This is a genomic window from Streptomyces sp. E-08 (genome assembly GCF_049913095.1).
In the GTDB taxonomy this organism is placed as follows: Bacteria; Actinomycetota; Actinomycetes; order Streptomycetales; family Streptomycetaceae; genus Streptomyces.
This window is the reverse complement of record NZ_CP183971.1, coordinates 1,459,575-1,471,303: the sequence shown is the minus strand read 5'-3', so window position 1 is coordinate 1,471,303 and position 11,729 is coordinate 1,459,575. Positions and strand designations below refer to the sequence as shown.

General features: G+C 71.9%; 14 protein-coding genes. 8 read left to right on the top strand and 6 right to left on the bottom strand.

Annotation, left to right across the window (positions count from 1 at the left end; all coding sequences use genetic code 11):
- Window positions 1-9: 9 nt before the first annotated feature.
- From ACN9MM_RS06695 to ACN9MM_RS06680, 4 genes are all read left to right on the top strand, one after another.
- The gene (locus tag ACN9MM_RS06695) at window positions 10-777 is read left to right on the top strand and encodes an SDR family oxidoreductase (RefSeq protein WP_426362782.1); all 768 of its coding nucleotides are present in this window, start codon (window positions 10-12) and stop codon (window positions 775-777) included.
- 148 nt (window positions 778-925) lie between these two features.
- Window positions 926-2,503: an ABC transporter substrate-binding protein gene (locus tag ACN9MM_RS06690; RefSeq protein ID WP_426362781.1), complete on the top strand. Its 1,578-nt coding sequence runs from the start codon at window positions 926-928 to the stop codon at window positions 2,501-2,503.
- Between the two features lie 81 nt (window positions 2,504-2,584).
- Entirely contained in the window at window positions 2,585-3,268 is a 684-nt protein-coding gene (ung, locus tag ACN9MM_RS06685; RefSeq protein ID WP_426362780.1) for a uracil-DNA glycosylase, read from the top strand.
- Between the two features lie 70 nt (window positions 3,269-3,338).
- On the top strand, window positions 3,339-3,812 hold the full coding sequence (locus ACN9MM_RS06680) for a hypothetical protein (protein WP_426362779.1): 474 nt from the start codon (window positions 3,339-3,341) through the stop codon (window positions 3,810-3,812).
- Window positions 3,813-3,861: 49 nt separating this feature from the next.
- Here the strand turns inward: ACN9MM_RS06680 and ACN9MM_RS06675 are convergent, their stop codons facing one another.
- The 3 genes from ACN9MM_RS06675 to ACN9MM_RS06665 all read right to left on the bottom strand — a co-directional run bounded on the left by ACN9MM_RS06675 (window position 3,862) and on the right by ACN9MM_RS06665 (window position 5,703).
- A complete protein-coding gene (locus ACN9MM_RS06675) occupies window positions 3,862-4,350 on the bottom strand; it encodes a hypothetical protein (RefSeq protein WP_426362778.1) in 489 nt (162 codons plus the stop codon).
- Window positions 4,351-4,480: 130 nt separating this feature from the next.
- A complete protein-coding gene (locus tag ACN9MM_RS06670) occupies window positions 4,481-5,008 on the bottom strand; it encodes a DinB family protein (protein ID WP_426362777.1) in 528 nt (175 codons plus the stop codon).
- Between the two features lie 77 nt (window positions 5,009-5,085).
- Window positions 5,086-5,703: a TetR/AcrR family transcriptional regulator gene (locus tag ACN9MM_RS06665; RefSeq protein ID WP_426362776.1), complete on the bottom strand. Its 618-nt coding sequence runs from the start codon at window positions 5,701-5,703 to the stop codon at window positions 5,086-5,088.
- A gap of 119 nt (window positions 5,704-5,822) precedes the next feature.
- Between ACN9MM_RS06665 and ACN9MM_RS06660 the strand changes: the two genes are divergently transcribed.
- Entirely contained in the window at window positions 5,823-7,157 is a 1,335-nt protein-coding gene (locus ACN9MM_RS06660) for an FAD-dependent monooxygenase (protein WP_426362775.1), read from the top strand.
- Window positions 7,158-7,217: 60 nt separating this feature from the next.
- Window positions 7,218-8,123, top strand: a complete 906-nt coding sequence (locus ACN9MM_RS06655) for a Gfo/Idh/MocA family protein (protein ID WP_426362774.1) — start codon at window positions 7,218-7,220, stop codon at window positions 8,121-8,123.
- 7 nt (window positions 8,124-8,130) lie between these two features.
- Here ACN9MM_RS06655 and ACN9MM_RS06650 read toward each other — a convergent pair whose 3' ends face one another.
- Window positions 8,131-8,574, bottom strand: coding sequence for a nuclear transport factor 2 family protein (locus ACN9MM_RS06650; RefSeq protein WP_426362773.1), 444 nt, complete (start codon window positions 8,572-8,574; stop codon window positions 8,131-8,133).
- A 231-nt stretch (window positions 8,575-8,805) separates the two neighbouring features.
- On the opposite strand from ACN9MM_RS06650, the gene ACN9MM_RS06645 reads away from it, so the two are divergent.
- On the top strand, window positions 8,806-9,399 hold the full coding sequence (locus ACN9MM_RS06645) for a flavin reductase family protein (protein WP_426362772.1): 594 nt from the start codon (window positions 8,806-8,808) through the stop codon (window positions 9,397-9,399).
- Between the two features lie 204 nt (window positions 9,400-9,603).
- Window positions 9,604-10,398 (top strand): SGNH/GDSL hydrolase family protein, encoded by a 795-nt coding sequence (locus tag ACN9MM_RS06640; protein ID WP_426362771.1) that lies wholly within the window; start codon window positions 9,604-9,606, stop codon window positions 10,396-10,398.
- 87 nt (window positions 10,399-10,485) lie between these two features.
- Here ACN9MM_RS06640 and ACN9MM_RS06635 read toward each other — a convergent pair whose 3' ends face one another.
- Window positions 10,486-10,755 carry a hypothetical protein gene (locus ACN9MM_RS06635; protein WP_426362770.1) on the bottom strand — a complete coding sequence of 90 codons (270 nt, stop codon included), beginning with the start codon at window positions 10,753-10,755 and terminating at the stop codon, window positions 10,486-10,488.
- 55 nt (window positions 10,756-10,810) lie between these two features.
- Window positions 10,811-11,686 carry an undecaprenyl-diphosphate phosphatase gene (locus ACN9MM_RS06630; protein ID WP_426362769.1) on the bottom strand — a complete coding sequence of 292 codons (876 nt, stop codon included), beginning with the start codon at window positions 11,684-11,686 and terminating at the stop codon, window positions 10,811-10,813.
- Window positions 11,687-11,729: the final 43 nt, after the last annotated feature.

Here is an 11,729-nt window from a genome sequence, read left to right as displayed (position 1 = left end):
GAGGCGCGCATGAGCACTCAGGAACGGCCGGAGCCGTCCGGCAAGGTCGCCCTCGTCACCGGCGCAAGCCGGGGCATCGGCTACGGGATCGCGGAGGCCCTGGTCGCCCGCGGCGACCGGGTCGTCATCACCGGGCGCGGCGAGGAGGCCCTCAAGGAGGCCGTGGAGCGGCTCGGGGCCGACCGGGCGATCGGCGTCCCGGGCAAGGCGCACGACGAGGTCCACCAGGCCGCCGCCGTCGAGGCGGCGATGGACGGCTTCGGCCGTCTGGACTTCCTCGTCAACAACGCCGGCACGAACCCCGTCTTCGGGCCCATCGCGGACCTGGACCTCGGGGTGGCCCGCAAGGTCTTCGAGACGAACGTGATCTCCGCGCTCGGCTTCGCCCAGCGCAGCTGGCACGCCTGGCAGAAGGAGCACGGCGGGGCGATCGTGAACATCGCCTCGATCGCCGGCGTCTCCGCCTCGCCTTTCATCGGCGCGTACGGCATGAGCAAGGCCGCCATGGTGAATCTGACCCTTCAGCTGGCGCATGAATTCGCGCCGGTCGTGCGGGTCAACGCGATCGCCCCGGCCGTCGTGAAGACGAAATTCGCGCAGGCGCTCTACGAGGGCCGTGAGGCGGAGGCGGCTGCGGCCTATCCCCTCGGCCGGCTCGGCGTGCCCGCGGACATCGGCGGCGCCGCGGCCTTCCTGACCTCGTCCCAGTCGGAGTGGATCACCGGCCAGACGCTCGTCGTCGACGGCGGCATTTTCCTGAACGCCGGAGTCGGCTGACCGATAATCGGACACTTTCCGGATTCCATGTCCGGATTGAGCCCGGTTATACGTCGAATGCCTCAAGTGCCCCGTCAGACTCGAACATTGACCTGACGGGGTGCTGCGGTATCGTCGGCCGACCCATGGCTGAACGAGGAGCGTGCACGTGTTCAACCGGACCAGTCTGCAGGCCGCTGCAGCCCTTGTGTCCATATCCCTGGTGACCGGATGCGGTGTCTTCTCGGACAGTGAATCCGCCGGGGATCAGAGAATCGTCGTCGGCACGATGAGTTCTCCCACCACGCTTGATCCGGCCGCCGCCTGGGACAATTCCTGGGAGCTCTTCCGGAATGTCTTCCAGACCCTGGTGGCTTTCCCGACGGGCAGCACCACCCCGCAGTCGGACGCCGCCGACTGCAAGTTCACGGACACCTCCAGCCGGGTCTTCGAGTGCAAGCTCGTGGAGGGGCTGACCTTCTCCAACGGGCACAAGCTGGACGCCAAGGCCGTGCAGTACTCGATCGAGCGCATCCGCTCGATCAACGTCAAGGGCGGCCCCAACGGGATGCTCGGCTCGCTCGACAAGATCGACACCGTCGGCGACCGCACGGTCGTCTTCCGGCTGAACAAGTCCGACGCCACGTTCCCGTTCGTCCTGGCCACCCCCGCGATGTCGCTGGTCGACCCGGCCGAGTACCCGGCGGACCAGCTCCGCAAGGACGGCAAGATCATGGGCTCGGGCCCGTACGTCCTCGACTCGTACACCGAGCGCGAGACGGCGGAGCTGACGAAGAACCCCACCTACAAGGGCTTCGCCGACCGTAAGAACGGCGGCGTCACCATCCGGTACTTCGACGACTCCGAAGCGATGGTCACGGCTCTCCGGAAGAACGAGATCGACGCCACCTACCGCGGCCTCACCGCCGAGGAGGTCGTCAACCTCCAGGAGGACAAGCCCGAGAACAAGGGCCTCCAGATCGTCGAGTCGACCGGCGCCGACATCCGCTACCTGGTCTTCAACACCGAGGACGAGTCCGTCGCCAAGCTCCCCGTCCGCAAGGCCATCGCCCAGCTCGTCGACCGCGACGAACTGGTCAACAAGGTCTACCAGGGCACCGCCGAGCCCCTGTACTCGATGGTGCCCAAGGGCATCGGCGCCCACACCACCAAGTTCTTCGACCGCTTCGGCACGCCGAGCAAGGAGAAGGCGGAGCGGATCCTCCGCAAGGGCGGCATCACCGAGCCCGTCGAGCTGGACTTCTGGTACACCACCGACCGGTACGGCTCCGCGACGGCCGCCGAGTTCGCCGAGCTCAAGCGGCAGCTGGAGGAGTCCGGACTCTTCAAGGTCACCCTGCACGGCAAGCCGTGGAAGGAGTTCCAGGCGGGCTACCAGAAGGGCGAGTACCCGGTCTTCGGCCGCGGCTGGTTCCCCGACTTCCCGGACCCGGACAACTTCGTCGCCCCCTTCCTGGGCAAGGAGAACGTCCTCGGCACTCCGTACGAGAGCCCCCGGATCACCAACGAACTCCTGCCGAAGTCCCGTCGCGAGAGCGACCGCGGGACCGTCACGGACGAGTTCGTGGAGGCCCAGGAGATCATGGTCCAGGACGTCCGGCTGCTGCCCCTGTGGCAGGGCAAGCTGTACATCGCGGCCGGCGAGGACATCGGCGGCGGCGAGCGGGCCCTCGACCCGCAGACGGTCATGCAGATGTGGGAGCTGAGCCGCCGGGCCAGCTGGTAGGAGGCCTGCGGGGGCCACTGTCAGTGGCCCCCGATAGGTTCTCGGACGGAGAAACAGGAACGTCCACCGGAGGTTGTGACCGTGACCGACACCAGCATGCTGCCCGAGTCCTGGCGGGGTGTCCTCGGCGAGGAGCTGCAGAAGCCGTACTTCGCCCAGCTCGCCGAGTTCGTCGAGGAGGAGCGCGCGAGGGGGCCGGTCTTTCCGCCGAAGGACGAGGTCTTCGCCGCCCTCGACGCCACCCCGTACGACAAGGTGAAGGTCCTGATCCTCGGTCAGGACCCGTACCACGGCGAGGGGCAGGGTCACGGCCTCTGCTTCTCCGTCCGCCCCGGCGTGAAGACCCCGCCCTCCCTGCGGAACATCTACAAGGAGATGCAGGCGGAGCTCGGCCACCCCATCCCGGACAACGGCTATCTGATGCCGTGGGCCGAGCAGGGCGTCCTCCTGCTCAACGCCGTCCTGACGGTCCGCTCCGGCGAGGCGAACTCGCACAAGAGCAAGGGCTGGGAGAAGTTCACGGACGCGGTGATCACCGCCGTCGCGTCCCGCCCCGACCCCGCCGTCTTCGTCCTGTGGGGGAACTACGCGCAGAAGAAGCTGCCGCTCATCGACGAGGAGCGGCACGTCGTGGTGAAGGGCGCGCACCCCTCGCCGCTGTCGGCGAAGAAGTTCTTCGGATCGCGGCCGTTCACCCAGATCGACGAGGCCGTCGCGGCCCAGGGGCACGAGCCGATCGACTGGCGCATCCCGGACCTCGGCTGAGCCTCGGCCCGATCCGGGCCGGGGGCCGCTAGCGTCGTCACTCCCAGTGGGTGAGCGGGTGGAGATCGCGGTGACCGAGCAGCAGCAGGCGTCGGACGACGGTGTCATGACCAGGATCGGGCAGGCCATGATGCTGCTGCACGGTGGCGACCGCGAGGAGGCCAGGAACCGCTTCGGGGACCTGTGGCAGCAGATCGGCCCGGACGGCGACCCCCTGCACCGCTGCACCCTCGCGCACTACATGGCGGACGCCCAGGACGATCCCGACACCGAGCTGGCCTGGGACCTGCGGGCGCTGAGCGCGGCCGAGGGCCTCGCGGAGGAGCGGCTCGCCGCGCACGACTCGGCGGCCGCCCTGCGGGCGCTGTACCCGTCGCTCCATCTGAACCTGGCCGCCGACTACGTCAAGCTCCAGCGGCCCGACGCCGCGCGGGTCCATCTCGACCGGGCGCGCGCGGCCTCGGACCACCTCGACGACGACGGCTACGGGAACGGGGTGCGGGCCGCGATCGGGCGCCTGGAGCTGCGGCTCAGGGGCGTGTGACCCGGCCCTCGACCCGGCAGGTGACCCGGCCCGGCCTTCCGGGAGGGGCTCACCGGCCGTACGCGCCCTGGCAGATCCTCGCCTGGTCGCTGCCGGGGGTCCAGCCCCCGTACCGCTCGCCCAGGTCGCAGACGTCGACGAGCGTGACGGGCGGGTTCCTCGGCAGCCCCCTGAGCTCCGGCAGCTCGGGAAGGTCCGGCCGGGCCGCCGGGCGCGGGCGCTCGCGCCGCTCCGGTACGGACGCCGGGTGCGGGGCCTGCGCGCGGGGAGGCGTGGCCGCCCGCCGGTGCTGCCCCGAGGGGGGCGTCGTGCGGGGCGCGGGGGACGGCGGGCGCGTGGGGAGCGCCGCTTCGAGGGCCTCGCGGGCCGGGCCCTCGACGATCTGCGGTGCCACGTCCCCTGCGGGGCGTACGGTGTCGGCCACGGGCGCGGGGGACGGGGTGGGCGCCGACGGCGGGGCGTCCACCGAGACGCAGCCCGCCAGGGCGGCCACCGCCGCCCCGACCAGGATCTTCGCTGTTGTTCGGGTTCCATGCACCCGCGCAACTCTGCTGGTCCGCCGGCGATCTTCGTACCCCTACCGGCGGGGAATGCCCCGCACGGGTGAGGCGCGCGGGGCCCGGTCTTGACCGGCCGGCCGGGCGGATCGCCTCCGCCCGGTGGCGGGGTCAGTCGCCGGTCGCGCCGTCGATCCGCTCGCGGATGAGGTCCGCGTGGCCGTTGTGACGGGCGTACTCCTCGATCATGTGGAGGTAGATCCACCGGAGGTTGAAGCGTTCGCCGCTGCGGTGGTCGCCCGCGCCCAGGTCGTCGAGGCCTCGCCCGGCGGCCAGCGTGCGCGCGTGCCCGATCTCGGCCTGCCAGGTGGCGTGGGCCTCCTCGTAGGTGTCCTCGTCCGTGACGTGGAGGTCCCGGTCGTGGTCCTCCTGCGTCGAGTAGATCCACGGCGCCTCCTCGCCGGCCAGGACGCGGCGGAACCAGCCGCGCTCGACCTCGGCCATGTGCCGGACCAGGCCGAGCAGGTTGAGGTCCGACGGCGGGGCGGACAGGGTGCGCAACTGGGTGTCGTCGAGTCCCTCGCACTTCATCGCGAGGGTCGCCCGGTGGAAGTCGAGCCACTGCTCCAGCGCCTCGCGCTCGCCCGTGGTGGTGGCCGGGTCGACGCGGGTGACGGATTCGGTGCGTTCGGTGGTCATGGGCGGCATCGTCCCCCATGATCGCGGGCGGCGCCAGGGGTTTCGCGGAGAGCCCGGGCCCGCTCCGGCCGCTCGGGTCAGGGCCGGTCCCCGAGCATGCCGCGCAGCAGTTCGTCGAAGCCGGTGCGCAGTTCCGCGCGGCTCGGGACGGCCGCGTGGAAGGAGCCCGCCGCGCAGGAGAACATCATCCCCTCGGTCCAGGCGATGAGGGAGAGCGCGTGCCTCTGCGGCTCCGGCGAGCCGGCCGCCGTCATCATCGCGATCAGCGGGGTGTGGAAGGTCGCGCCGGCCGCGTCGAAGAAGCTCCGGAGCTCGGGGCGGCGGGTCGCCTCCAGAGCCAGCTCGTAGCGGGAGACGAGCAGGGAGCGGTGGTCGGTCAGATAGCGGTGCAGGGAGAGGGCGAGGGCGTCGACGAGCGCCTCGCCGCCGCTCTCCGGGCCGGGCAGCTCGTGCGGGGTGAGGACGGCGGCCTCCCGCTGGACCTGGCGCCGCACGGTCGTCTCCAGGAGCGCCTGCCGGGTGCGGGCGTGGTTGGACGTCGAGCCCTGAGGGAGTCCCGCGTGCTCGTCCACGGCGCGGTGGGTCAGGCCCCGCATCCCGCGCTCGACCAGGAGGGCGAGGGCGGCGTCGCCGATCCGCTCGGCGCGGGAGGGGGGCGACTCCGGGGCCGAGGTCCCGGCGGTGGGTGAGGTCATGGGGACAACCTACTACCGGCCCCTACCGATGCGACTACACCTGTAGTACGGTCACGGTGTCGAGCTCACTACAGCTGTAGTGAGCGGTCGATCCGTCCGTCCCGAAACGAGGAGCAGCCATGGAACAGCACCGCGCCGTCGTCGTCGGAGCCGGCATCGGTGGACTCGCCGCCGCCGTCGCCCTGCACCGGCGCGGCTGGCAGGTCACCGTCCTCGAACGCGCCGCCGACCTCACCCCCGTCGGCGCCGGCATCGCCCTCGCCCCCAACGCGCAGCGCGCCCTCGACGTCATCGGCCTCGGCGACCGCGTCCGCGGGCTCTCCGCGTGGCAGGGCGACGGCGGCATGCGCACCCCTGGCGGCCGCTGGCTCGCCCGCACCGACGCCAAGGCCGCCGCCGACCGCTTCGGCGGACCCCTCGTGCTCCTGCACCGCGCCGTGCTCGTCGAGATCCTGACGTCGGCCCTGCCCGAGGGCGCCGTCCGCACCGGAGTCTCCGCGGTCGTCACCGACCCGGGCGACGACCACCGCCCCGCCCGCGTCACGGTCACCGGCTCCGCCCGCGTCACCGTCACCAGCTCCGGCACTGGCTCCGGCACTGGCACCAGCTCCGGCACTGGCTCCGGCACTGGCACTGGCTCCGGCTCCGGCTCCGGCACCGGTGCGGGCGCCGGCGCCGCGAGCGAGCTGGAGGCCGAGCTCGTCCTCGCCTCCGACGGCATCCACTCGGCAACCCGCCGGACGCTCTTCCCCGACCACCCCGGCCCCCGCTACTCCGGCAGCACCAGCTGGCGCGTCGTCGTCCCCGCACCCGCGCGGCCCTTCGCCCCGCACGAGACCTGGGGCGCCGGCAGGCTGTGGGGCAGTCAGCCCCTCAAGGGCGGCCGGGTCTACGCGTACGCCATGGCCGTCGCCCCCGCCGGCGCCCACGCGCCCGACGACGAGAAGGCCGAACTCCTCCGGCTCTTCGGCGACTGGCACCACCCCGTCCCCGAGATCCTCGCCGGCGTCACCCCCGACCGGATCCTGCGGCACGACGTCCACCACCTGCCCGACCCGCTGCCCGCCTTCCACCGCGGCCGGGTGGCCCTCCTCGGCGACGCCGCGCACGCGATGATGCCGAGCCTCGGCCAGGGCGGGAACCAGGCGATCGAGGACGCCGTCGTCCTCGCCCACCACGCCGGGGACGCCTCCGGATTCCAGCCGGGCCGCGCGCTCGCCGCGTACACCGCCGACCGGCTGCCGCGCACCACCGAGATCGTCCGCAGGGCCGCCCGCACCGGCGCGATCACCATGCTGTCCGCCCGCCCCGCCGTGGCCCTGCGCGACGCGGCCGTCACCGCCGTCTCCCGCTTCGGACCCGGCCTCGCGCTGCGCGGCTTCGACGGCATCTGCGACTGGCACCCGCCCGTCGGCGCGGTCCCTCCGGCCGGGCGCGTGATCCACCCCGCGTAAGCTGACCGGCGCGAAAGGCCCGAACGGCCGGGTCCGGCGAACGACGACAAGGGAGACCCCGTGAAGGTTGGCTGCATCGGACTCGGCGACATCGCGCAGAAGGCCTACCTTCCGGTCCTCGGCACCCTCCCCGGGGTCGAACTGCACCTCCAGACCCGCACCCCCGCGACCCTGGAGCGGGTGGCCGACACCCTGCACCTGCCCGCCGACCGACGTCACACGGACCTCGACTCGCTGCTCTCCGCCGGGCTCGACGCGGCCTTCGTCCACGCCTCCACCGCCGTGCACGCCGAGATCGCCGGCCGGCTCATCGAGGCCGGCGTCCCCACGTACGTCGACAAGCCCCTGGCGTACGAGTACGCCGACTCCGAGCGGATCGTGGAGCTCGCCGAGAAGCGCTCGGTCAGCCTCGCCGTCGGCTTCAACCGGCGCCTCGCGCCCGGCTACGCCCAGTGCCTGGAGCACCCGCGCGAGCTGATCCTCCTTCAGAAGAACCGGATCGGCCTGCCCGAGGACCCCCGCACCTTCGTCCTCGACGACTTCATCCACGTCGTCGACACCCTGCGCTTCCTGCTCCCCGGCGAGATCGAGCACGTCGACGTGCGGGCCCGGATCCGGGAGGGCCTCATGCACCACGTGGTGCTCCAGCTCTCCGGCGACGGCTTCACCGCCATCGGCATGATGAACCGGATGAACGGCTCCACCGAGGAGGTCCTGGAGGTGTCCGGGCAGGACACCAAGCGCCAGGTCCTCAACCTCGCCGAGGTCGTCGACCACAAGGGGCAGCCGACCGTGCGCCGCCGCGGCGACTGGGTGCCCGTCGCCCGGCAGCGCGGCATCGAGCAGGCGGCCCTCGCCTTCCTCGACGCGGTCCGGGAGGGCCGGGTGCTCAGCGCCCGCGACGCCCTGCTCACCCACGAGCTCTGCGAGCGCGTCGTCCGCGAGTCGCTCGCCCAGGCCGGCTGACCGCGGGTCAGGCGCGGCGCCAGCGTTCGTCGACGACGACCGAGGCGAGCCGCCAGCCGTCCGCGGTGCGGCGCGCGCCGAAGGCGTAGCGCCCGCCGCAGACGAAGTCCTCGCCGGAGGCGAACCGCATCGGGTTGACGTAGTCGGCGCCGACGTCCGCCCGGTCCCCGGTCTCCGGGTAGCCGCCCGGCTCCCGGAACCGCACCCGCCGGTTCACGATGAGGTGCTGGCGTACGGGAAAGAGGGGCAGGGTCGAGGCGAGCCACTCCGCGACCTCCGTCGCGGGCCCCTCGATCCCGCCCGAGCCGCGGTAGTCGGCCCTGCCGTCCGGGGTGAACAGGCCCCGGTAGGCGCTCCAGTCGCCCTCGTCCACGGCCGCCGCGTAGCCGGTGATCAGGTCGTCGAGGGCGAATCGGTCCATCACGGTCGCGAGGTCCACGCGCTGCGTCATCGGCTCAGTGTCGGCCAGCGGACGCCAGGGGCCAAGGGCCGTGCGCGCCGGATGTGCGCGGGTTCGCCGGGCGCCGGGCGCCGGGGGTCGGGCGCCGGAGGCCGGGAGCTGGAGGCCGGGAGCCGGGAGCCGGGAGCCGGGAGCCCGGGGCCGGTGGGCGTCCGGGTTCGACGGGCGCCCAGGGGCCGGCGGGGGTCCGGCCGCTCCCGGGCGCCGTTCATACTGGCCGCCATGCGCGTGAACATCGATCCCGAACTGACCGACCGCACCTCCTTCTACCGGCTGCTGACCGCCACCGTCGTCCCCCGGCCCATCGCCTGGGTGTCCACGGCCTCGGCCGACGGGACGGACAACCTCGCCCCGCACTCCTTCTTCACCATCTCCTCGGTGACCCCGCCGGTCGTCCAGTTCACCTCGGTCGGGCGCAAGGACACCCTGCGCAACGTCGAGGAGACGGGGGAGTTCGTGGTGAACCTCGCCCCCGAGGGGCTTTTCGAGCGGATCAACGCCACCGCGACGGACTTCCCGCGCGGGGTGAGCGAGTTCGACGCGTGCGGCGTCGAGCGGGAGCCGAGCCTGCGGGTGAAGCCGCCGCGGGTCGCGCAGTCGCCGGTGGCCCTGGAGTGCGAGCTGCACAGCACACTGCGGATCGGGGACTCGACGGTCGTCTTCGGCCGGGTCGTGCACGCCGCCGTCGACGAGTCGGTCATGGTCGACGGCCACCCCGAGATGACCCTGATGCGCCCGCTGACCCGGCTCGGCAGGAACGAGTGGGGCACCCTGGGCGGGATCGAGGAGATCGCCAGGGTGCCGTACGGGGGCTGAGCCGCTTGCCGCAGCCGTCCGAGCCCCCTGTCGCCCGACGGGCGCAGGGGGCGGAATCGGGACGAGTCTACGCGCGGAGAACTAAACATGCGCGCAAAGCGGACGACATCCGTACCGGGGGCTACCCGTTGGTATCTCCGCCCTGCTAGAAGTGTCGCGTTCAACCAACTCACCTCCCACGCTCCGGATTTGAGGCTGATCGCCATGCTCTGGCGAAGATTCGTGCTGTCTGCGTCAACCGCGCTCGCGGTGGTCGCCGCGGCCCTCGGAACAGCCGAGCCGGCGGCCGCCGCCGGCCACCGCTACGTGGCCCTCGGAGACTCGTACTCCTCCGGCGTGGGCGCGGGCAGCTACCTCTCGGACAGCGGCGACTGCCGTCGCAGCACGAACGCCTACCCCCGCTTGTGGGCGGCAGCCAACTCCCCCTCCTCGTTCTCCTTCACCGCGTGCTCCGGTGCGACCACCGGAACCGTCCGCAGCGGCCAGCTCGGCCCTCTGAACTCGTCCACGACCCTCGTCAGCGTCACGGCGGGCGGCAACGACGTCGGGTTCGCCGACATCATGCAGACGTGCGTGCTCAACAGCGAGACCACCTGCGTCGCGGCCGTCGACGCCGCCGTCGCCAAGATGAACAGCACGCTGCCCGGTGGCCTCTCCGCCCTGTACGGAGACATCCGCGGCCGCGCACCCCAGGCGCACGTGGTGGTCCTCGGGTACCCCCGGTTCTACAGACTGTCCGGAAGCTGCATCGCCGGACTCAGCGAGACCGAGCGGGCGGCCATCAACCGGGGTTCCGACACCCTCAACGGCGTTCTGGCGAAGCAGGCGGCCAACGCGGGCTTCACCTTCTCCGGTGTCGTGGACGAGTTCACGGGTCACGAGATCTGCTCCGCGGACTCCTGGCTGCACAGCCTGACCGTACCGGTCTACAACTCCTACCACCCCAAGGCCGCCGGGCAGTCGGGCGGATACCTGCCCGCCTTCCGTTCGGCCGTCTGACCCCTGACGGCAGGCGCCCCCGAACCGGTGAAGGGACCGGACCGGCCGCTCGGCGGCTCGGTCCGGTCCCGTGTCACATCGGGTCGGTCAGCGCGCGGTCTCCTTCCCGGGCCGCTTCGCGGTCTTGTCGCGACCGTCTCCGTAGCCGTTGTCGCGGTGTCCGTGATCACTGTCCTTGCAGCCGCCGAAGCCATGGCCGAAGTCCAGGTCGACGTCGTAGCCGTAGCCCTTGGGCGGGCAGACGGCGGGGACGCGGAGCCGGACCGGCGGGCTCTCGACGGTGCCGCCGTCGGGATCGGTGCCCGTCGCCCGGGCGGTGTTGGTGACGTGTCCGGTCTGGGCTTCGGCGGCGGTCACGGGGGTCGATGTCGCGCCGGCCCCCTCGGCGCCCGTGGCCTGGGTGACGTCCTCGCTAACCGGCGGACTCGCCGGCGTGCGGGCTCAGCACGCCGGCCGAGACCAGCACGATGAGCAGGATGCCGAGCAGGATCCGGTAGATCACGAACGGCATGAACGACTTCGTCGTGATGAACTTCATGAACCAGGCGATCACCGCGTAGCCGACGGCGAAGGCGACGATCGTGGCGAAGACCGTCGGGCCCCAGGAGATGTGGCCGCTCTCGGTCGCGTCCTTGAGCTCGAACACGCCCGAGGCCAGCACCGCCGGGATCGCGAGCAGGAACGAGTACCGGGCCGCCGCCTCACGGGTGTAGCCCATGAACAGACCGCCGGAGATCGTCGCGCCGGACCGGGAGACGCCCGGGATCAGGGCCATCGCCTGGCAGACGCCGTAGATCAGGCCGTCCTTCACGCTCAGGTCCTTGAGCGTCTTGCGCTCGCGCATCGCGCGGTGCCGGCCGCCGATCTCGTCCCGGGCGGCCAGCCGGTCGGCGATGCCGAGGACGATGCCCATCACGATGAGGGTGGCCGCCGTGATCCGCAGATCGCGGAAGGGGCCCTCGATCTGGTCCTTGAGCGTGACGCCGAGGACACCGATCGGGATCGAGCCGACGATCACCAGCCAGCCCATCTGGGCGTCGTGGTCGGACCGCATCGACCTGTCGGTGAGGGAGCGGAACCAGGCCGAGACGATCCGCGCGATGTCCTTGCGGAAGTAGATCAGGACCGCGGTCTCCGTGCCGATCTGGGTGATCGCGGTGAAGGCCGCCCCCGGGTCCTCCCAGCCGGCGAAGGCCGCCGTGAGGCGGAGGTGCGCGCTGGAGGAGATGGGAAGGAACTCCGTCAGCCCCTGGACGAGTCCCAGGATGAACGATTCGAACCAACTCATGGGGCTAGGGCCGTCCCGTTATGTACGTGTGCGGTCAGAAGGT